At 63.9% G+C, this 26421-nt stretch carries 27 protein-coding genes, 3 tRNA genes and 1 pseudogene; 15 read left to right on the plus strand and 16 right to left on the minus strand.

What is annotated here, in order from left to right:
• Window positions 1-74: 74 nt before the first annotated feature.
• Together LH19_RS06275 and LH19_RS06280 are read right to left on the minus strand one after the other, a co-directional pair.
• A complete protein-coding gene (locus tag LH19_RS06275) occupies window positions 75-497 on the minus strand; it encodes a DUF4112 domain-containing protein (RefSeq protein ID WP_054725964.1) in 423 nt (140 codons plus the stop codon).
• A 42-nt stretch (window positions 498-539) separates the two neighbouring features.
• The gene (locus LH19_RS06280; RefSeq protein ID WP_054733124.1) at window positions 540-2069 is read right to left on the minus strand and encodes an ABC transporter substrate-binding protein; all 1530 of its coding nucleotides are present in this window, start codon (window positions 2067-2069) and stop codon (window positions 540-542) included.
• A gap of 123 nt (window positions 2070-2192) precedes the next feature.
• Between LH19_RS06280 and LH19_RS06285 the strand changes: the two genes are divergently transcribed.
• Window positions 2193-2600, plus strand: a complete 408-nt coding sequence (locus tag LH19_RS06285) for a GFA family protein (protein WP_054725967.1) — start codon at window positions 2193-2195, stop codon at window positions 2598-2600.
• 6 nt (window positions 2601-2606) lie between these two features.
• Here the strand turns inward: LH19_RS06285 and LH19_RS06290 are convergent, their stop codons facing one another.
• Window positions 2607-3965: an alpha/beta hydrolase family protein gene (locus LH19_RS06290; RefSeq protein WP_234716103.1), complete on the minus strand. Its 1359-nt coding sequence runs from the start codon at window positions 3963-3965 to the stop codon at window positions 2607-2609.
• 129 nt (window positions 3966-4094) lie between these two features.
• On the opposite strand from LH19_RS06290, the gene alr reads away from it, so the two are divergent.
• The gene (gene alr, locus LH19_RS06295) at window positions 4095-5207 is read left to right on the plus strand and encodes an alanine racemase (RefSeq protein ID WP_062912907.1); all 1113 of its coding nucleotides are present in this window, start codon (window positions 4095-4097) and stop codon (window positions 5205-5207) included.
• 25 nt (window positions 5208-5232) lie between these two features.
• Here alr and LH19_RS06300 read toward each other — a convergent pair.
• Window positions 5233-5754 (minus strand): annotated as a pseudogene (locus tag LH19_RS06300) (dipeptidase); the annotation flags it as partial.
• A 186-nt stretch (window positions 5755-5940) separates the two neighbouring features.
• Between LH19_RS06300 and LH19_RS06305 the strand changes: the two are divergent.
• A complete protein-coding gene (locus tag LH19_RS06305; RefSeq protein ID WP_006954973.1) occupies window positions 5941-7155 on the plus strand; it encodes an IS256-like element ISSpma2 family transposase in 1215 nt (404 codons plus the stop codon).
• On the opposite strand, the gene LH19_RS06310 is transcribed toward LH19_RS06305, so the two are convergent.
• Entirely contained in the window at window positions 7129-7734 is a 606-nt protein-coding gene (locus tag LH19_RS06310; RefSeq protein ID WP_054725977.1) for a membrane dipeptidase, read from the minus strand. The two genes, LH19_RS06305 and LH19_RS06310, sit on opposite strands and share 27 nt — an antisense overlap.
• Window positions 7735-8014: 280 nt before the next feature.
• A tRNA-Leu gene (locus tag LH19_RS06315) sits at window positions 8015-8100 on the minus strand.
• Between the two features lie 91 nt (window positions 8101-8191).
• Here LH19_RS06315 and LH19_RS06320 point away from each other — a divergent pair.
• On the plus strand, window positions 8192-9133 hold the full coding sequence (locus LH19_RS06320) for an ABC transporter ATP-binding protein (RefSeq protein ID WP_054725979.1): 942 nt from the start codon (window positions 8192-8194) through the stop codon (window positions 9131-9133).
• Entirely contained in the window at window positions 9130-9897 is a 768-nt protein-coding gene (locus LH19_RS06325; RefSeq protein ID WP_054587430.1) for an ABC transporter permease, read from the plus strand. The genes LH19_RS06320 and LH19_RS06325 overlap by 4 nt, the downstream gene beginning before the upstream one ends.
• Window positions 9898-9994: 97 nt before the next feature.
• On the opposite strand, the gene LH19_RS06330 is transcribed toward LH19_RS06325, so the two are convergent.
• The 5 genes from LH19_RS06330 to aroA form a co-directional block, all read right to left on the minus strand.
• Window positions 9995-10273 (minus strand): integration host factor subunit beta, encoded by a 279-nt coding sequence (locus tag LH19_RS06330; RefSeq protein WP_054587431.1) that lies wholly within the window; start codon window positions 10271-10273, stop codon window positions 9995-9997.
• A gap of 196 nt (window positions 10274-10469) precedes the next feature.
• Window positions 10470-12182, minus strand: a complete 1713-nt coding sequence (rpsA, locus tag LH19_RS06335) for a 30S ribosomal protein S1 (protein WP_054725981.1) — start codon at window positions 12180-12182, stop codon at window positions 10470-10472.
• 170 nt (window positions 12183-12352) lie between these two features.
• Window positions 12353-12985, minus strand: a complete 633-nt coding sequence (locus LH19_RS06340; RefSeq protein ID WP_054725985.1) for a (d)CMP kinase — start codon at window positions 12983-12985, stop codon at window positions 12353-12355.
• A complete protein-coding gene (locus LH19_RS06345) occupies window positions 12985-13512 on the minus strand; it encodes a hypothetical protein (RefSeq protein WP_054725988.1) in 528 nt (175 codons plus the stop codon). The genes LH19_RS06340 and LH19_RS06345 overlap by 1 nt, the downstream gene beginning before the upstream one ends.
• A gap of 103 nt (window positions 13513-13615) precedes the next feature.
• On the minus strand, window positions 13616-14959 hold the full coding sequence (gene aroA / locus LH19_RS06350) for a 3-phosphoshikimate 1-carboxyvinyltransferase (RefSeq protein WP_054725991.1): 1344 nt from the start codon (window positions 14957-14959) through the stop codon (window positions 13616-13618).
• A 125-nt stretch (window positions 14960-15084) separates the two neighbouring features.
• Here aroA and LH19_RS06355 point away from each other — a divergent pair, with 125 nt between their 5' ends.
• From LH19_RS06355 to LH19_RS06365, 3 genes are all read left to right on the plus strand, one after another.
• On the plus strand, window positions 15085-15408 hold the full coding sequence (locus LH19_RS06355; protein ID WP_054725994.1) for a TIGR02300 family protein: 324 nt from the start codon (window positions 15085-15087) through the stop codon (window positions 15406-15408).
• A gap of 119 nt (window positions 15409-15527) precedes the next feature.
• Window positions 15528-15603, plus strand: a tRNA-Ala gene (locus tag LH19_RS06360).
• A 436-nt stretch (window positions 15604-16039) separates the two neighbouring features.
• Window positions 16040-16273 (plus strand): hypothetical protein, encoded by a 234-nt coding sequence (locus tag LH19_RS06365; RefSeq protein ID WP_054725996.1) that lies wholly within the window; start codon window positions 16040-16042, stop codon window positions 16271-16273.
• 34 nt (window positions 16274-16307) lie between these two features.
• Here the strand turns inward: LH19_RS06365 and LH19_RS06370 are convergent, their stop codons facing one another.
• Window positions 16308-16754: an RrF2 family transcriptional regulator gene (locus tag LH19_RS06370; protein ID WP_054587438.1), complete on the minus strand. Its 447-nt coding sequence runs from the start codon at window positions 16752-16754 to the stop codon at window positions 16308-16310.
• 194 nt (window positions 16755-16948) lie between these two features.
• On the opposite strand from LH19_RS06370, the gene LH19_RS06375 reads away from it, so the two are divergent.
• From LH19_RS06375 to LH19_RS06390, 4 genes are all read left to right on the plus strand, one after another.
• A complete protein-coding gene (locus LH19_RS06375; protein ID WP_234715762.1) occupies window positions 16949-17464 on the plus strand; it encodes a hypothetical protein in 516 nt (171 codons plus the stop codon).
• An 11-nt stretch (window positions 17465-17475) separates the two neighbouring features.
• Window positions 17476-17733 carry a hypothetical protein gene (locus LH19_RS29735; protein WP_082395467.1) on the plus strand — a complete coding sequence of 86 codons (258 nt, stop codon included), beginning with the start codon at window positions 17476-17478 and terminating at the stop codon, window positions 17731-17733.
• Window positions 17717-18427 carry a COG3904 family protein gene (locus LH19_RS06385; RefSeq protein ID WP_054726002.1) on the plus strand — a complete coding sequence of 237 codons (711 nt, stop codon included), beginning with the start codon at window positions 17717-17719 and terminating at the stop codon, window positions 18425-18427. Before LH19_RS29735 ends, LH19_RS06385 begins: the two co-directional genes overlap by 17 nt.
• Window positions 18428-18498: 71 nt before the next feature.
• On the plus strand, window positions 18499-19098 hold the full coding sequence (locus tag LH19_RS06390) for an HD domain-containing protein (RefSeq protein WP_054726004.1): 600 nt from the start codon (window positions 18499-18501) through the stop codon (window positions 19096-19098).
• Window positions 19099-19137: 39 nt separating this feature from the next.
• Here the strand turns inward: LH19_RS06390 and LH19_RS06395 are convergent, their stop codons facing one another.
• On the minus strand, window positions 19138-19938 hold the full coding sequence (locus tag LH19_RS06395) for an enoyl-CoA hydratase-related protein (protein ID WP_054726007.1): 801 nt from the start codon (window positions 19936-19938) through the stop codon (window positions 19138-19140).
• A gap of 703 nt (window positions 19939-20641) precedes the next feature.
• On the minus strand, window positions 20642-21283 hold the full coding sequence (locus LH19_RS06400) for a hypothetical protein (RefSeq protein WP_054726010.1): 642 nt from the start codon (window positions 21281-21283) through the stop codon (window positions 20642-20644).
• A 76-nt stretch (window positions 21284-21359) separates the two neighbouring features.
• Between LH19_RS06400 and LH19_RS06405 the strand changes: the two genes are divergently transcribed.
• Window positions 21360-22952, plus strand: coding sequence for a peptide chain release factor 3 (locus tag LH19_RS06405; protein ID WP_054726013.1), 1593 nt, complete (start codon window positions 21360-21362; stop codon window positions 22950-22952).
• 56 nt (window positions 22953-23008) lie between these two features.
• Window positions 23009-23470 (plus strand): hypothetical protein, encoded by a 462-nt coding sequence (locus tag LH19_RS06410; protein WP_145923446.1) that lies wholly within the window; start codon window positions 23009-23011, stop codon window positions 23468-23470.
• On the opposite strand, the gene dinB is transcribed toward LH19_RS06410, so the two are convergent.
• Entirely contained in the window at window positions 23463-24593 is a 1131-nt protein-coding gene (gene dinB, locus LH19_RS06415) for a DNA polymerase IV (RefSeq protein ID WP_054726019.1), read from the minus strand. The two genes, LH19_RS06410 and dinB, sit on opposite strands and share 8 nt — an antisense overlap.
• 100 nt (window positions 24594-24693) lie before the next feature.
• Between dinB and LH19_RS06420 the strand changes: the two genes are divergently transcribed.
• Window positions 24694-24767, plus strand: a tRNA-Gly gene (locus LH19_RS06420).
• Here LH19_RS06420 and LH19_RS27825 read toward each other — a convergent pair.
• Window positions 24736-26367 carry a recombinase family protein gene (locus LH19_RS27825; RefSeq protein ID WP_082395469.1) on the minus strand — a complete coding sequence of 544 codons (1632 nt, stop codon included), beginning with the start codon at window positions 26365-26367 and terminating at the stop codon, window positions 24736-24738. The genes LH19_RS06420 and LH19_RS27825 overlap by 32 nt on opposite strands.
• Window positions 26368-26421: the final 54 nt, after the last annotated feature.

Below are 26421 nucleotides of genomic sequence, written 5' to 3' on the forward strand. Positions count from 1 at the left end.
GGCATGCGCGCCGACCTGTCCGGCGGTGCTAGCATTGCTACGCCGGACAAGGGAAGTGCTGCTGTTGCCGGAACTTACTGGTCGATGATGATCGTGCCCGGATGGTGCTTGTCGAGGTGGCGCTTGATGATCTTGAGGTTGCGCGTGTTCGAGCGGAACAGGAAGTCGAAGGCGTCGCCGACCAGCGGGATCGCGCCCAGCGCCGTATCGATGCCGAGATTGCCCGCCATGCGCCAGATCTGCCATTTCGACATGCCGAGGTTGCGCGCTTCCCAGATCAGATAAGCGCCCATCATCGCGGTGATCACGTCGCCGACGACGGGGACAAGGCCGACGATCGCGTCGAGCCCGACCGGGCGGTTGATGCCGGGGATGATGAAGCTGCGTTCGAGCAGCAGTTCCAGCGTCTCGACGCGCTTGCGGAGCGCCGCCGGATCGTTGCGGTTCTGGATCAGGGCATCGAAGATCGCGTCGGGATTGGGGGTCGAAGGGGCCATCCGGGTCCTTTCAGGAAGCGCACGAAACTGTGCGCCATGCATTTAGTTGGGTTTTGCGATCAGATGATTCAATGGGTGCTGTGCGCGGCCGTTGGCGCGCAGGCCCGTCAGCCGCTGCGACGCGACCGACCAGCGGAGCGGCGTCGCAAGCGGAATGAACGGCGTATAGCGGGCAAGGACGGCCTCGGCCTCGCCGACCTGCTGCGCACGCTGGCCGAAATCGATATTCGCGGTCGCCTGATCGATCAGGTCCTGCGCCTCGCGGTTGCACAGCGTGTCGCGGCGGCACGACAGGCGGCGGAGGCCCCACAGCGCATCGTCGTTGGGCATCACCTCGTCGATCAGCTTGAGGTCGGCGGCGGCGTCGAGGCCGACGCGGCGGCTTTCGATCCCCAGCCGCGCGAAATCGGCGGCGATATAGGCAAAGAGGATGCGTCCGCCGGGCGAATCGGGAAGCGCGATGCGCAGCGGCGCAATTTCGCGTCCCGCCCCGCGCCACGCGTCGACGACCCGCTTCGCCTGAATGAGGCGCGAGGCGTCGTCATAGTCGTTCCAGCCGGGGACGATCGGCGCCGGCCCGCCGTCGCGCGCATAGAGCGCGGGGCGCAGCGTCACCTGCGGTTGCCATTCGGCGAGGCCGAACGCCTCGATCAGGCGGTCGCGGCGGATCGCGCGTGACAGCGCTTCGCGGTTGACGTCGGTGGTCAGGAAGCCGTCCGCGTGGAGAAAGGTCAGGCCGAAAAGCCCGGGTACGGGGTCGACGACGAGGCGCGAGCGGCCGATGTTCGAGGCGACAAAATAGGGGAGGGTCGAAAAGCGGCCGCCGACGACGCCGTCGGCATAGCCGTTCTTGAACCGCGCGAGTGCGCCCTCGGGCGAGGTGCCGACGAGTTCGATCGACGCGGCGGGATCGTTGGCCGCGGCTTCCGCTTCCTCCGGATCTTCGGCGAGCGGGTCGGGGACGGGCGAAAGCAGGACCGCGCGGCCGATCCTGTGCGGCCGCATCGGACCCCAGCCCTTGCCCTTGCTGACGATCGCCATCGACGGCTGGGCCAGCAGTTCGAGCATCGCCGGCTGGGGTACCTTCAGCCGGATTTCGATGACCGTGTCGGTCATCGCCCGGATTGTCTCGATCTCCGGGAAATCGTCCTTGAGCATGTGGCGGCTGCGCGCTGCGAGATAAGAGCGCAGGATGGCCGCGACCTCTTCGGCCGCCACCTTGCGGCCGTCGGCCCATTTGGCTTCGCGAAGGCGGAAGATATAGCTGCGCCCGTCGCCGGTGACCGTCCAGCGATCGGCAAGACCGGTATCGATCTGCCCTTCGCCGTCATAGCTGACGAGGCCCTGCGATGTCGCATCGAGCAGCGCGGCATTGCCGGCGGACAATTCGCCGTTGACCGGATTGGCGGCGGCATTGAGCGTGCCGATCGCGGCGATCTTCACCGGGCCGCGATCGCCGAAAAGACCGCAACTGGTCAGCGTGAGAGCGAACAGGGTCGCGGCAGCGGTCAGGCGGCCGCGACGTCGTGCGATCGTCGCTGCGGTGGGGTGACTGTCTCTTTCCGGCGGCATCGGCGCCATCATAATGATAAGCGGCAAAACCGGAAGGGACATCGCGGCCGCTCAAGGAATATCGTCCACCGCGACGTCTAACGCTCGAACCGCCATTCGCTTTTCGCCAGCAAAGGATCGCCAATGAAGACCTATCACGGAAGCTGCCACTGCGGCCGCGTCGCCTTCGAGGCCGACATGGATTTCGAAGGCAGCAGCAAATGCAATTGCACCTATTGCTGGAAACAGCGCAACTGGAACGTCGCGACGATGAAGCCGGACCAGTTTCGCCTGCTGAAGGGCGAGGAAGATCTGGGCGACTATGCGCGGAGCGGCGAGGGGTTCGAAACGCGCCATCGCTTTTGCCGCCATTGCGGCACCGCGACGCACGGCCACGGCCGCATCGACGCGATGGGCGGCGATTATGTCGGCGTGCGCATCGCGGCGCTCGACGACCTGCCGGTCGAGGAGCTGCTGGCGGCACCGGTGACCTATTGCGACGGGCTCCACGACAATTGGTGGAACCCGCCGGCCGAAATCCGGCATCTTTGACGCGCGTTATTCGGTCGCGGCCGGACGGGTGATGTCGGCATCGCCATAGGCTGCGGCGAGCCTGTCCCCCTTGGCATAATCGATCAGCAGGCGGAAATAGCCCGGCGTATAGCGGGTCGACACGCGCGATCCGTCGTCTTTGGTCTCGAACTCGGTCATCCCGTGTTCGGCCTTGGGAAAGACGGCGAGGGTGATCGGCTGGCCGTCGGCGATCAGCGCCTTGATCCGCCGCGAGGTTTCGCCTGCGGGCGCGTCGATGTCCATGCCGCCGATCGCCCAGAGCTGCGGCACGTTGACCGCGCGCAGCGTCGGCATCGGGTCATAATGGAGCGGCGTTCCGAAGCGATAGGCTTGCCCCTTGGTCCGGATCTCCTCGGCGGTCATGCCAAGGATGATGTGGGTGAAATTGCCGTAGACATCCTTGTACCACGGCTCGTTCCGGTAGCGGCCTCGGACGGCGTCGAGTTCCTCGATCCCGTCGCGCATGCCGCTGGCGAAAATGCGCGTCGTCGCGGCGCCGATTTCCTGCGCTTTCGCGATCACGTCGGGGCCATAGCCTTTCAGCCCCATCTGGAAGGCGATCGCCTCGCGATCCTCGTCGGCGACCGATACCGCCAGCCCGAAGCTGACGATCAGGAAATCGACATTCGTGCGCGTCGCCGCGAGCGGCGCGATCCAGCCGCCCTGGCTCGGGCCCTGAAAGCCGAAGCGCGCGCCGCGGGTGCCCGCCATGCGCCGCGCCTCGGCGAGCGCCGCCACAGCATCGTCGGCGAGCGTCGAAAAAACCTGCGTATATTTGTCGCCCGATGCCCCGGTGCCGCGCTTGTCGTAAACGAAGGCGCCGACCCCGGCGGCGGGCAGCATCCGTTGCAGCGGATTCGTGTCGCGCGCGGAGGTGAACTCGGCGCCGTGAAGCAGGACGACGATCGGCACCGGACCGTCGCCCGGCGGCAGCAAAAGCCGCCCCACCAACTGCGTGCCGTGGCTGGTGAAGCTGGTTTCGTGCGTTTCGAGCGCAATGCGCTGCGCATCCTGTTCGCCGAACGCCATATGGTTCGCCGCGCAATCGAAGCGCACCTGCAACCCGTCGGGGCGTCCGGTCCAGCCGGCGGTGCTCGTCCAGCGGTCGCCGTCGCGCTTCAACTCGCCGCTGCTGCCGTCGATGTTGCGCCAGCGCAGCGCGCCTTCGTTCGCCGCTGCGACGTCGACGATGCCGCCGTCCGCCAGCCGATACACGCCCGCGCCGCATTCGGCTTCGCCCGCCACAGCGGGGGTTGCGATCACGGAAGCCGCGAGCAGCACGGCGCCAAGCCATTTGCCCGCAATGGCGCGGCGCGGACCTCTGAAACTTTCGAAAATCGGCATGGCGTTCCTTGCCTGAGAGATGCGGAGGGTAAGGCGAAGAAGATGTGATTCTGCATCCTAGCGACAAAGCTGGTACGGCCAAGCCCGAAGGCAATGCCTTTGTCCGCAACATTCTGGAAAGGCAGGACTATGACGGAATCTGTCCGCTCGGTGGCGATGGACGTCGACCTTTCGGCGCTCTGTCACAACCTCGCCGTGGTGCGCGAACTTTCGCAAGACCGCGAAGTGATCGCCTCGATCAAGGCCAATGCCTACGGTTTCGGCGCCGTCGGGGTGAGCCGGGCGCTGGTCGATGCCGGGGTGCGCAAGCTGTGGACCGGCAATATCGACGAAGCGATTGCGCTGCGCGATGCCGGGATCGACGCGGAGATCCTGCTTTTCGGCGGCATCGAGCCGCAACAGGTCGCGGACGTGCTGCGTCATGACTTCCAGCCGACGATCTTCGACGAGGTGGGGCTGGATATGCTCGCGGCGGCCGGGGTGGCGGCCGGGCGACGGGTGCCGGTCTGGGTCAAGATCGACGCGGGGCTCGGACGCTTCGGCGTCGCGCTCGGCGGGGCCGCTGACTTCGTCGAGCAGGTCGCGCGGCGGGACGGCATCGACCTGCGCGGCGTCTATTCGCATCTTCCCTTCGGCTCGGCCGACGGTGCGGACTGGGCGCGCGAACGGAGCGCCCACTTCAATGCCGTGATCGACGAGCTCGGCGCGCGCGGCGTTGCGATTCCGATGACACAGCTTTGGGGCAGTTCGGGCGTCCTCGCGGGCTTGGCCGATGCATCGAGCGCCGTCTGCGTCGGCCATGCGCTCTTCGGGCTCAGCCCGCTGGAGGCGGGGGTGGGCGTGCATTCCGAACTCCGGCCGCTGATCCGGTCGCTGTCGGCGCCGATCCTGCAGGTCGGCGGTTCGGGGATCGAAGGCGGCGGCTATGGTGCGGGCGGCAACGGCCTGGCCGCGACGCTCGGCATCGGGCTCGCCGACGGCATCGCGAAGGCGAAGCATGGCCAAGCCGAGGTGATCATCGGCGGACGCCGCGTTCCGGTGCGGGGCTTCACGCTGGAATATCTGATGGTCGACGCCAGCGATGCCGCGTCGGCCGAACCGTTCGATGCCGCGCTGATCATCGGCACGGCGGGTGACGCCAGTGTCACGCTCGACGATTGGGCCGCATGGACCGGCGTTTCGCCGCTCGAAGTGATGATGGCGCTCTCCGACCGGATGCCGGTCCGCTACGTCGACGGATAGACCTGCTAGAGGGGGCGGGGGCCTGTCAGGCGCCCCACACCTGCTCGTAAACCCGCAGCCAGTTGCCGCCCAGCACTTTGCGGATTTCGTCGTCGGTCCAGCCGCGTTGCATCAGCCCCTGCGTCACGTTCGGCAGCTCGGTGATCTTCTCATAGCCCTTGACCATGAACATTTCGGCCGGCGGCACGGCGCTGTACGCGTCGGGCGGCCAGAGCAGCGGGTTGGTCCGGGTCAGATCAGCCCGCCCGTACATAAAGTCACATCCCAGCCCGATATGATCGACGCCGACCAGGCGCTTCAGATAATCATATTGATCGAGATGCTTGTCCAAGCCGACCTGGGGCGTGAGCCGGATTTTCTCGTCCTTCCGGCTCCGCGCGTGGAAATCGTTGACGGCGGTCACGCCGATGACGCCCCCGCTGGCGGCGATTTGTTCGATCATCTTGTCGGGCATGTTGCGCGGGTTGTCGGCGATCGCCCGCAAGTTGGTGTGCGAACAGATGACCGGCACCCCTTTCGACATGGCAATCGCATCATAGGATGTCTGGTCGCCGGTGTGTCCGCCGACGTCGAGGAGTTAGCGTCCGCGCTCGTGGTGTAATTTCCGGTGTAGGCGATGGTGTATTCCGGGGTGGGGCATGCCCCACCCCGGAATGCGGCGTCGCTGGTGGCCACCGGGTTCATCGTTATGGTGGAGTTTGCACACTTCAACCGTGACGAAGAGGAGTTCCCGATGACCGAGGACAGATTACTGATCGAAGAGCTTGCTGCGAAGGGCGGCCAACCGGATTTTTTGCGCACCATCGCCGAGAACGTGCTGCAGCTGATCATGGAGGCCGACGTTGATGGCCTGATCGGCGCGGGTCGCCACGAACGCAGCAGCGAGCGCGCGACCTGGCGCAACGGCTATCGCGACCGTTCGCTGGATACCCGGGTAGGCACGCTGAACCTGAAAATCCCCAAGCTGCGTGCTGGGTCCTACTTTCCGGGCTTCCTTGAGCCCCGCAAGATGGTCGAGAAAGCGCTGGTTGCGGTGATCCAGGAAGCGTGGATCGGCGGGGTCAGCACCCGGCGGGTCGATGAACTCGTCCAGGCCATGGGCATGACCGGCATCTCCAAGTCCACCGTCTCCAAGCTTTGCAAGGACATTGACGAGCGCGTCCATGCCTTTCTGAAACGCCCGCTCACCGGCGAATGGCCGTATCTCTGGCTCGATGCCACCTATCTCAAGGTACGCGAAGGCGGGCGGATCATCAGCGTTGCCGCAATAATCGCCATGGCCGTCAACACCGAGGGCCGGCGCGAGATCGTCGGCCTGCATATCGGCCCCTCGGAAGCGGAGGTCTTCTGGTCCGACTTCCTGAAGGACCTTGTTCGGCGCGGTCTTACCGGCGTGAAGCTGGTCATCTCCGATGCTCACGAGGGCCTCAAGGGCGCGATCACCCGCGTCATGGGCGCCACCTGGCAGCGCTGCCGGGTGCACTTCATGCGCAATGCCCTGTCCTATGTGCCCAAGGGCCAGAACACTGTCGTCGCCGCCGCGATCCGCCAGGTCTTCCTGCAGCCCGATCAGAAAAGCGCAACGCAGGTCTGGCGACAGGTCGCCGACCAGTTGCGCACCCGTTGGCCCAAGCTCGGCGCCTGCATGGACGAGGCCGAAACCGACGTGCTCGCCTACACCGGCTTTCCCACCCAGCACCGCACGAAGTTACACTCAACCAATCCGCTCGAGCGGCTCAACAAGGAGGTCAAGCGCCGCGCCGACGTCGTCGGAATCTTCCCGAACGAAGACAGCATCATCCGCCTCGTCGGGGCTGTGCTGATGGAGCAGAACGACGAGTGGCAGCTCCAGCACCGATACATGCAGATCGAAGGCATGGCCGAACTCAACCAACCCATGATCGAGGAGGAAAATCAGCCCCTACACATCACCGCCAAAGCCGCCTGACGATGGCCCACGGCCACAGCCGAAATTACACCACCTTGACGGACGCGACCCGTCGAGGACGATCCGCTGCTTGTGAATCTGTTCCACCAGCCGCCGGCCGGCACGGCTCAGCCCCAGCGTGGGATCGAGCGATCCGCCGCCGAAGACGGTGGTGTTGTTGTAGATCAGTCCGCAGATCCGAAGACCGAGCTCCCAAAACGTCCGCAAATTCTCGATCGGCGGGAGGCCCCACTCATCGGTTTCGTTGGTCAGATAGGTGGCCGATTGCCACCCGACGAGATAGCCGATCTTGCCGTCCTGATGCGCCTGCCGGATGTCGCGCACGCTCTTTACCAGTACCAGCCGCTTTGCATGTTTGTCGAAGAAGTTCAGCATCGTGGTCGCGTTGCTGAAGCTGGACATGCCGTGACCTTGCCAGATATCGACCCCTGCCGATTCCAGCATGTCCAGATATTCGTCGGTCATCGCGGACCCGTCGAGCTGATCGACCAACAGCGTCGAATCCTGGAGCCGCCTTGCATCGTTCAAGGTGGCGGACCGGCGGGACGGCTGATTGGCGAAGGCGGTCGAAGCCGACATTGCCGTTGCAATGCCCAGAAAAGAGCGCCTCTCTCCGATTCATGCCTACTCTCCTGCCGCTTTGGTGCAATTGGCCGCGCCAGTGAGCATCGGAGCTCCCGGAGATCGCGATCAGCCTGTATCATTTGAATATAGGGCTTAGACAAGCGGCAGAAATTTCCGGCCTCAGCTTTAGAAAGCCTATTGAGGTCGCCTACTCCCGGGAAAGGTCATGAAACAATACGGCACCGGGATTTAACAGCATTCTATCCCGGGCGCGGCGGTTCCTTGTCGCGCTGACTGGTGCGGACGGCGGGACTTGAACCCGCATGACACTAGGCCGGCAGATTTTAAGTCTGCTGCGTCTACCGATTTCGCCACGTCCGCATACCATCGCCCGTCAAGCGGATGGCCGTGAAGAGGTCAAGCGGTGTTTGGCGCTTCACCGCGCCGCCTCTGTCGGTTAGACACCGGCGCCATGGAAACAGTCCTCAGCATTTCCGGCCTCGGAAAGACATATAAAAGCGGCCATCAGGCGCTCGCGGGCGTCGATCTCGATATCGCGAAGGGAGAGATTTTCGCGCTGCTCGGCCCGAACGGCGCGGGCAAGACGACGCTGATCAGCATCGTTTGCGGCATCGTCACGCCCAGCGCCGGAACGGTGACCGTCGCCGGGCACGACCATGCCCGCGACTATCGCGCCGCGCGGACGATGATCGGGCTGGTGCCGCAGGAACTCCATACCGACGCGTTCGAGACGGTGATGGCGACGGTGACTTTCTCGCGCGGGCTGTTCGGCAAGCCGCGCGATCCCGCTTTCATCGAGCAGTTGCTGCGCGACCTGTCGCTGTGGGACAAGCGCGGGTCAAAGATCATGGAGCTGTCGGGCGGGATGAAACGCCGCGTGATGATCGCCAAGGCGCTCAGCCACGAACCCGAAATCCTGTTCCTCGACGAGCCGACCGCGGGCGTCGACGTCGAACTGCGCCGCGACATGTGGAATATGGTCCGCGGGCTGCGCGAGCGCGGCGTCACGATCATCCTGACCACCCATTATATCGAGGAGGCCGAGGAAATGGCCGACCGCGTCGGGGTGATCAGCAAGGGGCGCCTGATCCTCGTCGAAGAGAAGAATGCGCTGATCAAGAAGCTCGGCCGCAAGACGCTGACGCTCAACCTTGCCGAGCCGCTGGAGGCGGTTCCCGCCGACCTGGCGCAGTGGAACCTCGCGCTCGCGGGGGAGGGGCATGAGCTCGTCTATGAATTCGACAGCCAGGCCGAGGCGACGGGGGTTCCCTCGCTCCTGCGGCGGATGAGCGACCTTGGCATCCAGTTCAAGGACCTCAATACCAAGCAAAGCTCGCTCGAGGATATTTTCGTCGGGCTGGTGCACGAGACCAAAGCGGAGCAAGCGGCATGATTTCCAATTTTCGCGGCATCCGCGCGATCTACCAGTTCGAAATGGCGCGTTTCGGCCGCACCTTCTGGACCAGCCTGATGCTGCCGGTGATCACCACCGCGCTCTATTTTGTCGTCTTCGGCTCGGCGATCGGCAGCCGGATGACCGAGGTCAGCAATGTCCCCTATGGCGCGTTCATCGTGCCGGGCCTCATGATGCTCACGATGTTCACCGAAAGCATCAGCAACGCCAGCTTCGGCATTTACATGCCGAAATGGACCGGGACGATCTACGAGATGCTGTCGGCGCCGATGTCGCCGCTCGAATTGCTGGTCGCCTATGTCGGCGCCGCGGCGACGAAATCGGTGATCATCGGCGCGATCATCTTCGCGACCGCGCATCTCTTCGTCGATGTCCAGATCGCGCACCCGCTGCTGATGGCGGCGTTCATGGTCCTGATGGCGGTCACCTTCTGCCTGTTCGGCTTCATCATCGGTATCTGGGCGCAGAGCTTCGAGCAGCTTCAGGTGATCCCGATGCTCGTCATCTACCCGCTGACCTTTTTGGGCGGCGCTTTCTATTCGCTCGACATGCTGCCGGCGGCGTGGCGGACGATCACGCTGTTCAATCCCGTCGTCTATCTGATCAGCGGGTTTCGCTGGACCTTCTTCGGGCAGGGCGATGTCGGGATCGGCGTCAGCATGGGCGCGGTTTCGCTGTTCCTTGCGCTGTGCCTCGCCGTCATCTTCTGGATGTTCCGAACCGGCTACCGCCTGAAGAATTGAATTTCATAATCGTCATTGCGAGCGCAGCGAAGCAATCTCCAGTTCGATAGCTGGAGATTGCTTCGCTGCACTCGCAATGACGTTGGGGGCCGCGACCTCAGTCGTTCAGCCGCTCGCGCATTTCCTTGCCGGGCTTGAAATAGGGCACCGCCTTGGCCTTCACCGCGACGGGTGCGCCCGTGCGCGGGTTGCGGCCGGTGCGCGATTCGCGGCTGCGGGTCGAAAACGCCCCGAATCCGCGCAGTTCGACGCGACCGCCAGAGGCGAGTTGATCGACGATCGAGTCGAAAAAGGCATCGACGATGCGCTCGACCTCCTCAAGGCGCAGGTCGCTGTTTTCGCTTGCGATCTTTTGAACCAGTTCCGACCGGATCATGAGCTTCCCCTAATTATCACGCACCCCGCGGATGCAGGCTATCCGGTCGTTGCCGGCTTGCTTGCGTGAGACCCCTCCCAACGCGGTGCGGAGACTATCATGAATCATTATCCGGTCAAAATATATCGCGGCAGCAAAAAGGCCCGCAGAGGGACACTCTGCGGGCCTTTTGTTTCGCCTGACGGCGGCAGGAGGATCAGTCCTTCTTGCCGGCCTTCAGCGCCTCGCCGAGGATGTCGCCAAGCGACGCACCCGAGTCCGACGAACCGTACTGTGCAACGGCTTCCTTCTCTTCGGCGATCTGCATCGCCTTGACCGAGAAGTTCGGCTTTTTCGAGCGGTCGAAGCCGATGACCATCGCATCGAACTTCTGGCCGACCTGATAACGCTCGGCGCGCTGTTCGTCGCGGTCGCGGCCAAGGTCGGCGCGCTTGATGAAGCCGGTGGCGCCATCTTCGCCGGCCTGCACTTCGAGGCCGTTGTCGCGGACTTCGAGGACCGAGACGGTGACGATGTCGTTCTTCTTCAGCGAACCCGCTGCGGCAACGCCGCCGCCAACGGCCGGGGCGCCCTTTTCAAGCTGCTTGATGCCGAGGCTGATGCGTTCCTTCTCGACGTCGACGTCGAGAATGACGACCTGCACATTCTCGCCCTTGCGGTGGAGGTGCAGCGCTTCTTCGCCCGAGATGCCCCACGCGATGTCCGACATGTGGACCATGCCGTCGACGTCGCCGGGCAGGCCGATGAACAGGCCGAATTCGGTCGCGTTCTTGACTTCGCCTTCGACGACCGAGCCAACCGGATGTTCTTCGGCGAACGCGCCCCACGGGTTCGACTGGGCCTGCTTGAGGCCGAGCGAGATGCGGCGCTTGTCGCTGTCGACTTCGAGGACGATGACATCGACTTCCTGGCTCGTCGAAACGATCTTGCCGGGGTGGACGTTCTTCTTGACCCACGACATTTCGCTGACGTGGACCAGGCCTTCGATGCCGGGTTCGAGTTCGACGAACGTACCGTAATCGGTGATGTTCGTGACGGTGCCCGACAGCTTCGCACCGACGGGGTATTTGGCGGCGACGCCTTCCCACGGATCGCTTTCGAGCTGCTTCATGCCGAGGCTGATGCGCTGCGTGTCGCGGTTGATGCGGATGATCTGGACGCGGACGGTGTCACCGATGTTGATGACTTCGCTCGGGTGGTTGACACGCTTGTAGCTCATGTCGGTGACATGGAGCAGGCCGTCGATGCCGCCGAGGTCGACGAACGCACCGTAATCGGTGATGTTCTTGACCGCGCCTTCGATGATCTGGCCTTCTTCGAGGTTCTGGATCAGGCCCGAGCGCTGTTCGGCGCGCGTTTCCTCGAGGATGGCGCGGCGCGACACGACGATGTTGCCGCGGCGGCGATCCATCTTGAGGATCTGGAACGGCTGCGGCAGGTCCATGAGCGGGCCGACGTCGCGCACGGGGCGGATATCGACCTGCGAACCCGGAAGGAACGCCACGGCACCGCCGAGGTCGACGGTGAAGCCGCCCTTGACGCGGCCGAAGATGACGCCTTCGACGCGGGCTTCCTTGTTGAATTCTTCTTCCAGGCGGTCCCACGCGGCTTCGCGGCGAGCACGGTCGCGCGACAGCATGGTTTCGCCATTGGCGTTTTCGACGCGGTCGACATAGACTTCGACTTCGTCACCGACGTTGAGGTCGGCCTTCTGGCCCGGCATGGCGAATTCGCGAAGCGGCACACGGCCTTCGCTCTTCAGGCCGATGTCGATCACTGCCAGGTCGTTTTCGATCGCGGTCACGGTGCCCTTGACGACGCGGCCTTCAAAGCCGCCGTCGGCACCACCAAGCGATTCGTCGAGCATCGCGGCGAAATCGTCGCGCGTCGGGAAAGCCGTAGTGGCCATAGAGTGTATTCCTTACTTCATTGTTCCGGCCAAGCGGTTGGGTCCGCTGGTCTTGTGGCCGATCCGTCCTGCCCGCCGGATGCGAGGCAGAACATCCGCGAAGCGGCACGAAAGCGAAGCACGGGCAAAGCAAAATGGGCGCGACGGGTGAACCCCATCACGCCCGACGCTCAGGTGGAGCGGCGGCCTGTCAGTGCCTCAACCAGCGTTATCGCCCGTTGGACGGCGTCGCCTATAGTCAAATCGCCCGTATCGAGCAAGTCCGCATCGGCGGCACGCAGCAGCGGCGCATCGGCGCGCCCGGTATCGCGTGCGTCGCGCGCATGGATGTCGGCGAGCACGGCGTCGTAGGTCACGTTGACGCCGCGCTTCTGCATCTCGGCGAAGCGGCGCTGCGCGCGAACTTCGGGGCTTGCGGTGACGAACAGCTTGGCGTCGGCGTTCGGCGCGATGACGGTGCCGATATCGCGTCCGTCGAGCACCGCGCCGCCCGGCTGGTTCGCGAAATCGACCTGGCGCTGGAACAGCGCGGCGCGCACCGCCGGGTGCACCGATACCCGGCTGGCGAGGCCGCCGGTCGTTTCATAGCGCAGCGCCGGATCGCCCAGCAGGCTGTCTGGAAAATCGCAGGCGGCGAGCGCGTCGGCGGCATCGTCGGCGTCGCCATGATTGAGCTGCGTCTGATAGCCGACGGCGCGATAGAGCAATCCGGTGTCGAGCACGGGCACGCCGAAATGCTCGGCGAGCGCCTTGGCGATCGTGCCTTTTCCCGATGCAGTCGGGCCGTCGACGGCAATGATCATCAGTCGATCTGGAACGCGTCGATGCGCGCGCTCATCAGTCGGCTGTCCGGGCCGAACAACAATTTGAACCAGCCGCCATTGGCGAACGAGCCTTCGCACGAGGCGATGCCGTTGCCTTGCCCTGCCTTGCCGGGTTCGAGACAGTCGACCGGAATCTCGGGCAGGAAGGCGCGCACCTTCGCCAGTACCGCGCTGCGGGTGCGGGCGGGGCCGATCCCGAGCGCCGCAATGTCGCGGGCGCCGAGCGCCTTCGCATCGACGATCTTGATCGCAAGGATGTCGCCGGCGAAGATATGGACGACGCCGTCGGGGTCTTCCCACTCGCAGGCGAGGCCGTCATCGTCGCAGGAATCGCCGTTGGTCAGCCGCCCGATCGCTTGCGGCGTGCTCGGCAGGTTGAGCGGGTAGCGCGAGAAGCTCGCGTCGGCGCGATCGAACGGGTCGGCAAGGCGCTCGTCGGCATGCGCGGAGCTCGCAAAAGCGCTGGCGAACAGCGCGAGGGTGAGGGCGGCGGGCATGATCTTCATCGCATCGGGTTCCTTGGTTGTTGCATCCGGCCGCAGCTTGCCTCGTCATGGTGACAGCGTCGATGACATTGATCACACACGAGATTTTGTACCGAGCCGGCGCTCATGGTGCGCCTGCGGCCCCTTGCAATCCTGCGAGCAGCACCTCGAAATCGGGAAAGCTGGTTGCGACAGGGGCCATGTCGTCGACCGTTACCGGCGTGGTGCTGACCAGACCTGCGATGGCAAAGCTCATGCAAATGCGGTGATCGAGATGGCCGGCGATGGTTGCGCCGCCGGGCAGCGGGTCGCCGCCGGTGCCGTCGATGATCAGCCCGTCCTCGCTTTCCTCGACGCGCGCGCCGATTGCCTTGAGACCCGTCGCCATCACCGACAGCCGGTCGCTTTCCTTGACGCGCAATTCGTCGAGGCCGGTCGTCACGGTGCGCCCTTCGGCGAGGGCGGCGGCGACGAACAGGATCGGGAATTCGTCGATCATGCTGGGGGCGACGGCGGGATCGACGTCGATGCCCTTGAGCGCGCTGTGGCGGACGCGAAGGTCGGCGACGGGTTCGCCGCCGACGTCGCGGGCATCGAGCAGTTCGATGTCGCCGCCCATCGCCTGCAGAATCTCGATCAGCCCCGCACGCGTGGGGTTGAGGCCGACATTGGCGACGGTGATATCCGAACCGGGCACGATCAGCGCCGCGACGATGAAAAACGCCGCGGAAGAGGGATCGCCGGGAACGACGATCGTCTGCGGCTTCAGTTCGGCCTCGCCACGGATGCGGATATGGCGCGTGCCATCGGCATCGGTTTCGACTTCAAGGTCGGCGCCGAAGCCGCACAGCATGCGCTCGCTGTGGTCGCGTGTCGGGACCGGCTCGATCACCTCGGTGATGCCGGGGGTGTTGAGCCCGGCGAGCAGCACCGCGCTCTTCACCTGCGCCGACGCCATCGGCAGGCGGTAGGCGAGGGGAATGGCAGGCGCGAGGCCGCGCACCATCAGCGGCAGGCGGCCGCCCGGCGAGGCGCCGATGTCGGCGCCCATCTGCGAGAGCGGCTCGATGACGCGCCCCATCGGGCGGCCCGACAGGCTGGCGTCGCCGGTGAAGGTCGCGGTGATCGGGTGGCTGGCGACAAGTCCCATCAACAGCCGCGTCGAGGTGCCGCTGTTCCCCATGTCGAGTGCTTCGCGCGGCTGCAGCAGCCCGCCGACGCCGACGCCATGGATACGCCATTCGCCATCGTCGCGGCGTTCGATGCCCGCCCCCATCGCGCGCATCGCGGCGGCGGTGGCGAGAACGTCATGCCCCTCCAGCAGGCCGGTCACGCGGCTTTCGCCGACGGCCAGCGCCGACAACATCAGCGCGCGGTGCGAAATGCTCTTGTCGCCCGGAATCGCGATCCTACCTTTGAGCGGAAGGGAAGCGGAAAAGCTGCGCGGCGAGGCGGGGTGATCGGTCATGACGAGCGGCTTTTGACAGCGGCCTTGCAATCTGGCAAGGCGCACGCCGATTTGACGGATAGCTATTCAGCTGGCGTCGCTTTTCCGATATTTATATCCAGTTTCCAGAAGGTTATGAGGCGTTTATGGTGAAGGCTGAATGGGGCACGAAGCGTAGCTGCCCGAAATGCGCCACGCGATTCTATGATTTGACCAAGGATGATCCGGTAAGCTGCATCAACTGCGGCTATGCTTGGATCCCGGAATCGGTCCTGAAGTCGAAGCAGCCGATGCCGTTCGAAGAAGTCGAAAAGCCCGGCAAGGTCGTCAAGGAAGAAGGCGTCGATGAGGATCTGGATCTGGACGTCGATGTCGACGAGGACAGCGATTCGCCGGACAATGACGTCGACCTTGGCGGCGACGACGATCTGGGCGTTGCCACGGCTGACGACGACGACGACGAAAGCTGATTTTTTGGTGAGGGGCCAAAAAAGCATCGCAGGATGCATTTGGCCCCTTGCATAACGGACGTGCGCTGGTAAAGGCGGCGTCCCGGTCGCACCACCCAGGGCGACCCGCAAAATGGCACGGGGCCTTAGCTCAGCTGGGAGAGCGCTACAATGGCATTGTAGAGGTCAGCGGTTCGATCCCGCTAGGCTCCACCATTTTTGGATATCGGCGCCGGAGCGCCGTTTCTCCCATAATTATCCGGCCTTTGCCTCGCTGGCCCGCCGCCCGGCATTTCCCTCTTGCGCAACGCGTGCGCACTGCCCACATTCCTTCTATCGTCAACAAGCGAAAGGAGGTGGTCGAATGTCTCATTGTCCGATGCCCGGTGCGGCAGGAAATACGAGCATGGCCTTCCTTGCGGGGGCCCGGCTGAACTAAGCTGACCGCGTCAGGCAAGACAATGGAAGGGTCGTCCGCAAGGGCGGCCCTTCATGTCTTCATGGTCTCAAAGCGTCATGCATTGGCTTTCGACGTGTCATCCAACTTCGCCCCTGCAGAAAAATTTGCGAATGGTTCCGGTTCCGATCGGATCGAATTGGCGGTTTCGTGCGTTATCTCCGTTCTGAGGACCAATTGTGACGGAGATACAGAATGGCCTTGCTAAAGAAAGCTGCGATTTCGGCCGCAGTCCTGTCGGTGATTGCGGCGCCGATCGCGGCGGCAGCCGCGCCCGCGTTCGACGGCGCGCGCGCCACTTCGGCGAGTAAAGGAAAGAATAATCTCGACAGTGAATGGAGTGCGGCGCTCGGGGTGCTGGGCTTGATCGCGGGCGTGGTTGCCATCGCTATTGTTGCCGACAATAACGACGATCCCGTCAGCCCGTAATCACCTTCACGGGATGCAAACGGGGCGGCGCGGTTTACTGCGCCGCCTCTTCTGTTTCGAACAGCGGCTCGAGCTTGATGGGATCCGCCAGCGAAATCCGGTCGAGGATCGACGCCGTGTCATCTCGCACCCTCAGCATCAGGCTCCGCAGGCGGCATTCCGCCTCCGGCAGACAATTCTTGCAATGTTCGTGCGCATTGCGCGCGGCACAGGGAACAAGCGCGAGCGATCCGCGGGTGAGCCGCACGAGGTCGCCGTAGCTGATATCGATCGGCGGCAAGGCGAGCTGATAGCCGCCGTCGCGGCCGCGCTGCGAAATGAGCAGCCCTTCGCGCGCCATTTCCGACAGGATCACCGTCAGGAATTTCGGCGGAATATTCTGCGCTTCCGCAATATCCGCAAGCTGGACCTGCCCCTTGCCCCAATGGTCGGCAAGATGCTGAAAGGCACGGATCGTATAGCGGGTCTTCTGCGACAGCATGACCGTGGTACTGTGACATATTCAGCTTTAATTCAACCTGTCTGGATGAGATTTCGGCAAGAGTTGATGAAAATCACAGCGGGTGGCATCAGGGCGGAATAAGAGGGCCGCCTGTCGCCCGATCAGGGCAGCGATTTGGGGTGAAGCGGATGACACGCAAAATATTGGCAGTTCCGGCAGTTCTGGCAGCATGCATGCTCGCGGTCGCACCCGCACAGGCACAGTTCGGCGGATTGCTTCGCAAGGTGACGACGCCGGCGCCGAAGCCGAGCGAAGACGATAATGGCGGCTGCCCCAAGGGCAAGAAGGGCAGCGGCATCGGCCGGAATATCCTCGGCAATGTCCTGAACGATGCCGTCGGCGACGTCGCAAGCAAGGCCGGCGTCTACAGCTATGTGCCGATCGCCGAAGTCAGCGGCACGCTCACCGATGCGATCGCCTGCCGGCTCGATCCCGGCGAGCAGGTGCAGGCCGCCGCAGCGACCGAGGAAGTGACTCGCGGCGAAAAGGTCGGTGCCACCGCGAGCTGGACGAGCGAAACCCGCCCCGAAGTCAGCGGTTCGTCGACCGTGGCGTCGATCAACACCGAAAGCGGCGGGCGCAAATGCATGAACGTCAACGACTTCATCATCGTCGATGGGGAGGAGACACAGGTCTCGAAGCGCATGTGCAAGGGGCCGGGTGATACGCGCTATGTCCTTGCGGCCTAGAGCGCGATGTCATGATATTCACCCACCGCGATTGCCGCCGGAAGTTTGCCGGCAAGAAGCGTCTCGCAGGCCGGGCCGGTGGCCCGGTCCAGGGGCGCGACGCCGTCCGGCGGGCTTCCGGCGGCAACCCCTGCGGGGCGGGCCGATTTTGGCCGATTGCCACGTTGCTCGTCGGGCACGATGTCCCGCATCGTGCCGCTCCTCGCGCCTCGCACTCGGCCAAAATCGGCTCCGTCACGATGGGTGAATATCATGACATCGCGCTCTAAACTCTTCCGGCTGGCGCTGTCCGCCTTTGCGCTGGTCGGACTGACCGCCGCGACCGATATCGATCCCGCGAATCCCACCTGCCCGCTCAATCCGAACTGGTCGGCGAATCCGACCATGACGCTGAAGGTGGAAAAGCGCGGCCGCATGAAGGTGATGCTCGCCGAAGGGCGGATCGATTCCGGGCTCCCCGACCGGCTCTCCGCTGCGTTGAAGGCGAATCCCGACGTCGAGGAAATCTGGCTGCGTTCGCCGGGCGGCGATGCGCGCGCCGGAAATACGGCCGGCCGCATCATCCGCAGCAATCCGGGCATATTGACCCGGGTGCCGACCGGCTGGACCTGTTTCAGCGCATGCAATTTCGTGTTCATGGGCGGCTTGCCGCGGGTCATCGATCCCGGCGGCGTTTTCATGGTCCATATGTTCACCCGCACCGGCGACAGGTCGACGATCGACATGAGCGTCGCGATGGGAACCGACGCGACGCGCGAACTGATCGGCGGCATCGAACAGGATTCGGCGCTGCTGGCGAGCGAGGATAATGATTTCCTGATCAAGATGGGGGTCTCGCGCAAGTTGCTGACCGACGTCATGTATCAGCAGCAAGCGGTCGCCACTGCCGAGGATAGGTCGACGCGGCGCTGCCTGACCCTCGACGAGGCCTTGAAATATGGCGTCACCTACGCACCCGAATGAGCGGGAATGCGGACAAGGTTGCATTCAGAAACGAATGACGTAGGCTGGCGGCCATAACAGGAGAGGCTGCCATGAACGAGATGACGCACGACCACGCCAAATTCCGCTCGATGATCGACGGAACGCAGCAGGACTGGGACATCATCGCGCGCGAGCAAAAGGAATTTGCGCCGGGCAACGGCGCGCGCATCCTCGAGCATCTGAAGCTGCTCGGCGGCGATTATGGCGGTTTCCCGGTCGACCGGCTCGAGCATTGCCTGCAGACTGCGACGCGTGCCCACAGGGACGGCCGCGACGAGGAATATGTCGTGATGGCGCTGCTCCACGACATCGGCGACACGCTCGGCGCGTTCAACCACCCCGACGTCGCCGCGGCGATCCTCAAGCCTTTCCTGTCAGAGGAAAATCTGTGGATCGTCCAGCACCATGGCATCTTCCAGGGCCATTATTTCTTCCACTATCTGGGGCTCGACCGCGACATGCGCGATCGGTTCCGCGATCATCCCTATTATGGCGCGTGCGCCGAATTCTGCGAAAAATATGACGCGCCAGCGTTCGACCCCGATTACGACAGCGAACCGCTGGAATTTTTCGAACCGATGGTGAAGCGGCTCTGTTCCTATCCCAAGGCGAGCATCTACAAAAAGGTGATGACCGAAGAAGCGGCGTGAGGTCATTGCCCTCCGCTTTCGCGGAGGGCGCCGTTGCTCTTATTTCCCCTTGAACGCGGTCTTGCGCTTTTCCTGGAAGGCCAGCACGCCTTCGACCGCGTCTTCGCTGTTGCCGGCGACAAACTGGCCCATCGCCTCGGCGTCGAGCGTTTCGGAGAAGCTCTGCGACAGCCCCGCGCGGAGGATCTTGCGCATCGTGCCGAGCGAGACCGTCGGGCCGGCTGCGAGGCGCGCGGCAAGCGCCTTTGCTTCGCTGAGCAGGTCGGCGTCGTCGACGCATTTATAGACCATGCCCCAGTCGGAGGCTTGCTCGCCCGAAATCTTTTCGCCCAGCATCATCATCTGCAGCGCGCGCGGCACGCCGACGAGGCGCGGCAGCAGCCACGACGAGCCGCCGTCGGGGACAAGGCCGATGTTGACGAAGGCCTGAAGGAAATAGCCGCTCTTGCCGACGAGGGTGAAGTCGCCCGAGAGCGCAAAGCTGCAGCCGACGCCCGCCGCCGGACCGTTCACCGCGGTGACGACGGGAATGTCGAGATTGGCGAGCGCAAGCAGCATCGGGTTGTAATGGTTGCGCAGCGCCTTGCGGCTGTTCGCGCCGCCGCCGACCGCCGACGCCGTGCGGTCGCCGCCAAGATCGGCGCCCGAGCAGAAGCCGCGGCCTTCGCCGGTGATCAACAATGCACGCGCGCCCAGCACCGGCAGATAATCGAGCGCTTCGCGGATTTCGTCGGCCATTGCGGGGGGCATCGAATTGAGACGCTCGGGCCGGTTGAGCGTGAGCGTTGCGACATTGTCGGCGATGTCGAGCTTGATCGTTTCGAAGGTCGGGGTGGTCATGGGGAAGAAATCCTCTCGGCTCTGCTTCGGTCTTTACCTTTACGTTCACGTAAAGTTGTGACCGATTTGTCGGATAAGCGCAAGAGGGATGGGGGAGGATATCGGACGTTATGCTGTCGATTGCGAACGCCTTATCTAGCCAATCATTGCCGGCGCAGTCGTCGATCCAGCTCTTTGAGATGCTGCTTGTAGCGTTCCATTCCTCCGCGATAGTGTCGGCAGCCTAGGTGCACGGGTATAATGTCGTCATTGTCGCCGGGCATAGTTGCTCGAAAGGCCCATAGTTTCTGTTCAAGCTTGCGATAAGGCCGCAAGATTTTTGATACGGAGTCCGGGTCTAAACCTCGGCACCTTAAGTCCAGAAACGCGTCACTACTGCTAGTGGATTTCCACAATGCTTCGATGCTCATGCTCCTAATGCTTTCGTGTCGGGAGGCGCATCCGCTCAACGCCAATGCGGCAGCCAAAACGATAAGGGCGCATTGAATTTTCATAACAAAAACTATGCCTCGGCTGGGTTAACGTCCGCTTTCCACCTCAAAGCGGCCCTCGGCTACCCGTTAAAATCGCTGTCCTACAATGCCATGCCGTGCCAGCCTCTGGGCGGTTCTTTGATATCGTCGGCTGTCCGCGAACCGAGATTGAAGCGACAAAGCACACAGTTTCGATGCATGCGCGCGGGGCTCTTGAGGCTTTAAGCGCGCTATTCGGCCCCCAGCTTGCGAAAGCGCAGTTCGCCGTCGGTCCGGTGGAGGATCGTGCGGCCATCCTCGCCAGCTTTCAGGCACGCGCCGTCAAAAGCAACGACGCCCATATCATTGGGGATCAGGTTGACGTGCAGCTTGCCGCCGTCGGCATCGGTCAGCTCGTAGCGCGGGGCGGTAACGTCATAGATCGGCTCGCGGACCTCGATCCAGCGCGGGATGCGCTTTTCGTCTTCGGGCAGCGTCCAGCCATAATCCTGGGTATAATCCTCGACCGGATCGCCGCTGTCGAAGCCGATGGTGAAATCGACACCCGCGATGCCTCTGCCGTTCGGCCAACTGACGAACAGCGTCGGGATCGCGCCGTCGACTTTGACCGGTTCGGCCTTTTCGAAAGCGGGCGGCACCGGCTTCGGCTCGGTGAACAGGCAGATGGTATCGCCGCGCGCTTCCCACCGCCCCTCGGCGCGCTCGTCGAGGGCGCCCGCAGCGAGGACATATTGGAAGCGACCATCGTTCCGGATGAGCAGCCCGCCGCCGACGTCGGGGCCTTCGGCGAGGCTGTATTCGCCGACGAAGGGCGAATCCTGTGCCGCGGCGGGCGCGGCGATCAGGGCGGCGGCGAGGAGCAGGGTGCGCATGTGGCGATCATGCGGTCATCGGCGCAGGGACGCCAGCCCTTTCCACATCTCACGCCACCTGCTAGGCGCCCGCGCCATGTCCAAGCACCCCGACCGCCGCACCTTCGCCATCATCTCGCACCCCGACGCGGGCAAGACGACGCTGACCGAGAAACTGCTCGTCGCGGGCGGCGCGATCCATATTGCGGGCGAGGTCAAGGCGCGTGGTGCGGCCCGCCGCGCGCGCTCCGACTGGATGAAGATCGAGCAGCAGCGCGGCATTTCGGTGACCTCGTCGGTGATGACCTTCGAGCATCAGGGGCTCGTCTTCAACCTGCTCGACACGCCGGGGCACGAGGATTTCAGCGAGGATACCTATCGCACGCTAACCGCCGTCGACAGCGCGGTGATGGTGATCGACGCGGCCAAGGGCATCGAGCCGCAGACGCTGAAGCTGTTCGAGGTCTGCCGCCTGCGTTCGGTGCCGATCATCACCTTCGTCAACAAGGTCGACCGCGAGGGGCTGCCGCCGTTCGAACTGCTCGACGAGGTCGCCGACCGGCTCGCGCTCGATGTGTGCCCGATGAACTGGCCCGCGGGCATGGGCGGGCAGTTCGAGGGAATTTACGACCTCGCCGAGCCGGCAATCATGCGGCCGGGCGGCGACGCCTCGCGCATGTACGAGGGGCACCGCGCCAAAGTCTCGGGGCTTGATGACGCGGCGCTGGCGGCAGAGCTTTCGGAGCGCGCGCTCGCGCTGCTCAAGGAAGAAACCGAGCTGGCGTCGGCCTGTTACGCGCCCTTCGATGCCGCCGCCTACCGCAATGGCGACCTGACGCCCGTCTATTTCGGATCGGCGCTCAAGGAATTCGGCGTCGTCGACCTGCTTTCCGCGCTCGCCAACCACGCGCCGGGGCCGCAGCCGCAGCCCGCCGAACCCGCACCGGTGCGCCCGGACGACGACGCGGTGACCGGCTTCGTCTTCAAGGTGCAGGCGAACATGAACCCCGCGCACCGCGACCGCATCGCCTTCATGCGCCTCTGCTCGGGCAAGTTCGAGCGCGGCATGCGGTTGATGCAGGGCGGCACGGGCAAGGCGATCGCGATCAGCCGCCCGATGCTGTTCCTCGCGCAGGACCGCGAAATGGCCGAAGAGGCTTATCCCGGCGACATCATCGGCATTCCGAACCACGGCACGCTGCGCGTCGGCGACACGCTGTCCGAGCGCACCGACATTACGATCACCGGACTGCCGAACTTCGCGCCCGAAATCCTGCGCCGCGTCGCGCTCGTCGATCCGACGAAGACCAAACAGCTCCGCAAGGCGCTCGACGACATGGCGGAGGAGGGGATCATCCAGGTCTTCTACCCCGAAATCGGCTCGAACATGATCGTCGGCGTCGTCGGCCAGTTGCAGCTCGAAGTGCTGATCAGCCGCCTCGATGCCGAATATAAGGTCGAGGCGAAGCTCGAGCAGTCGCCGTGGGACACCGCGCGCTGGATCGCCAGCGACGATGCCGCGGCGCTGAAGGCGTTTCAGGCCGACCATCGCGGCGCCAGCGCGACCGATCGCGATGGCGCGCCGGTGTTCATGGCGAAGGATGCGTGGGAGGTCGGCTATGTGACGCAGCGCCACCCGGCGATCCGCTTCACCGCGACCAAGGAACGCGTTTTCGCCGACGCGGGTTGATTGCCGCGCCCGATTTCGCCACCATGACGCCGGTTTCGGCAAGGGTGGGGGGATCGATGCGCGGATGGATTGTGGCGGTTGTCGCAATGGCGAGCAGTGTGCCGGGCTTGGCTGCGGAGCCCGTCATCGATTTGCCGATCGCCCCGGGGTTCTGGACTGTCGAAACCGAAAAATGCGCGACGGTCTATTACGGCTATGTCTTCGACGGCACGCGCTGGGGCGCTCTCTATTATTATGGTCCGGGCGGTACGATGGGACCCGCCGCCGAACTCGAGCCGATCACCCAGACCCGCGCCGTCGACGATGGCTTCACCCAGATGCAGTTCGGTGGCTATGACGGTGCGGGCTATTTTCGTGTGAAGCCGTTAGGCACCGACCGCGCGCTCTATCGCGTCGGGGCGCCGTTCCGCGACGAAATACAGGTTTCCGACGAACCGCTGATCCGCTGCGATTTCAAGGCGCTGTCGCCGAAAATGCAGGCGGCGCTGCGGCGCAACGCGCCGGGTCTGGTCAGATAAGGCTCAGCAAGTCGGCGGGGGCGGCGGTCTCTTCGTCAGCTTCGTCTTCTTCCCCCTCGAACTTGCTCAGCGTCACGCCGAGCAGACGGATGCCCTGCTCCGTAGGCAGCAGGGAGCCAAGGATCGCCTCGCCCGCGGCGAGCAGCGCGCTGCCGTCGAGGATGGGCGAAGGGACCGATCGTGCGCGCGTGATCGTCCGGAAATCGGCGTAGCGCAGCTTCAGCGTCACCGTCCGCCCGCGCGCGCCTTTCTTGGCGGCGCGATCCCACACGACGGTGCAGACATGCGCGAGCGCCTCGCGGATTTCGGTGTCGGTGATCAGGTCGTTGAAGAAGGTGCGTTCGCCGCCCAGCGATTTCAGCGGCCGGTTCGACTTGACGCGGCGATGGTCGATTCCGCGCGCGAGATTATGGAGCCATTCGGCGCTGTTGCCGAAATGCTCGGCCAGCCAGACCCCGTCCTTCGCGGCGAGATCTGCGCCCGAAAAAACACCCAGCCCCTCCATTTTTGCGGCAGTGACCGGACCGATGCCGTGGAAGCGGCGGATCGATAGCGTCTGGACGAAATCGGCCCCCTTGCCGGGCGGGATGACGGTGAGGCCGTCGGGCTTGTTCTGGTCCGACGCCAGCTTGGCGATGAACTTGTTGTACGAGACGCCGGCCGAAGCGGTGAGGCCGGTTTCTTCGCGGATGCGGCGGCGGATCAGCCTGGCCGCTGCGGTTGCGCTGCCGAGACCGCCCTTGTCGGCGCTGACGTCGAGATAGGCTTCGTCGAGCGACAAAGGTTCGACCTCGTCGGCATAGTCGCGAAAGATGGCGCGGATCTGGTGCGAGATGTCGCGATAGACCTCGAAGCGCGGCGGCACGAAAATCAGCTGGGGGCACTGGCGCTTCGCGGTGATGCTGGGCATCGCCGACCGGACACCGAATTTCCGCGCCTCATAGCTCGCCGCCGCGACGACGCCGCGCCGCGACGAGCCGCCGACCGCGACGGGCTTGCCGCGCAGCGCAGGATCGTCGCGCTGCTCGACCGATGCATAGAAGGCATCCATATCGACATGGATGATCTTGCGAACCCGAACGTCCGCGCCGTCGCCGGCAGGCTGGTCTTCGCCGTCTTCCACGGACGGGTCTTACCATGTTGCTGAAATGTTCTCAAACGATATGCATGCGCGCGCTTGACGGCGGCCGGGCAAAATGGCAATCGCCGCCGACCTTGGCGATGCGGGTATAGCATAGTGGTAATGCTCTAGCCTTCCAAGCTAGCTAGGCGGGTTCGATTCCCGCTACCCGCTCCAACTGGATCATACCTGAAGAATTGCGAGATTTCGGGGCTTTTCCGGTCGCCAGTTCCAACATCGCAGCCAAATGACCGGTCAACTCGATGTCCACGCCCTGACGTTCGTCTTTCGGCAAGACCACAATCGAGTCAATCATTGCTCGCAGCGACGGTGCTGCCTCGCTGCGGTCTGCCGGGTCCGAGAGTGCATCGGCGAGGTTACGAACGAGTCGGCGATATTCGTCAGCAAGCTGGGGATGTAGCGCGACTACGGGTGCCGCATCGGCGTCGGCAAGTACCTGACGCAATGAATCCCGATCACGGGTCGCATCGGCGAGTGCCGACCGCAGTTCCGTAAATTCGCCGCCACCGGTTGCGACAGCTTCAACAAGGCGGGCAATACGACCTTCGGCGTCGCTAAGCTTGCGACGTAGCCCTGCGTCCCGTTTGGCTTCCTCACGGGAGCGCTGTGCCCGTTCGGCATGGTATTTCTTCACAAACGCCGACACGAGATCCGGATCAAGGAGGCGATCCGACAGGCCACCGAGTACCCGGCGTTCGAGATCAGCCGTCGCAATTGTTCGCTCGTTGGCGCAGGCTGCGGACCCACTGTCGCGGTGCGAACTGCAGCCCCACCGCTCGGGACGTACCACGATGTAATTCGAACCGCAGCAACCGCATTTCACCAACCCGGATAACAGTCGCTTCGGTCGCACCGTCTGCTGGAGGGGCTTCATGTCGTAGACCAGTCGCGCTGCGTCGCTGGCGGCCCACAGCTCGTCGTCGATGATCCGCAGATGCGGAACAGGCGTTACCTGCCACTCAGACGCGGGCTTGGGCTTGATCCGGACTTTTCGCGTCCTCGGGTCGATGGTCTTCTGCGTGCGTCCGACGACCAGTTCGCCGCGGTACAGCCGGTTTCGTAGAATTCCGTCGCCGCGTTTCGCGGAACCCGAGACAGTGTTGCTGCGCCAGAATTTGCCGCTCGGTGGCGGAATACCTTCAGCGTTCAGCCCGTTGACGATATCGCGGATGGATTTTCCCGCTGCGTGTTCGGTGAAAATCCGAACAACGACGGCCGCGGTCTCCGGATTTGGCTCGCGGAGGCCCTTTATCTGTTCGCCGCGGTCGTCGAACTTCAGCACCTTCCGATAGCCGTAAGCGATGCCGGCGGGCGACAGCCCTTGCGCGGCTCGCCCCTTCTGGGCGCGTCGGATGTTGTGGGCCAATTCGACCCGCATATGCTCGTCGATGACGCCCTTTATTCCGCCGACCAGATTATCGACTTGCCCGTCAGCGAGCGTGAACAGCCGCGCGCCGGCATGCGTGATGCATTTGCGGATATGGTCGCTGTCGCCGACTCCGCGTGCGATGCGACTGGTCGTGTCCGCGATGACCTGATCGATGTCGCCGGCATCCAGGCGCGCGAGCAACGCTGCCATACCGGGGCGCTGATCCTCTGAAACGCCGGCGCCGCCGCCGATCGCGTAATCGGTGAAGATGTCGACCACCGTCCAGCCTTCCGCCTCGCAGCGGGTCCGGCAGGCTGTGACCTGATCGTCGATCGAGCGCCTATTTTGAAGAGCGCTGCTGAAGCGGGCGTAGATGAGCGTTCGCATGGGTATTTCGATTCGTGGACGATTGATGGGGCGCACTGTCGCGTCTGGCGAGGA

Source organism: Sphingopyxis macrogoltabida, from assembly GCF_001314325.1.
In the GTDB taxonomy this organism is placed as follows: Bacteria; Pseudomonadota; Alphaproteobacteria; order Sphingomonadales; family Sphingomonadaceae; genus Sphingopyxis; species Sphingopyxis macrogoltabida.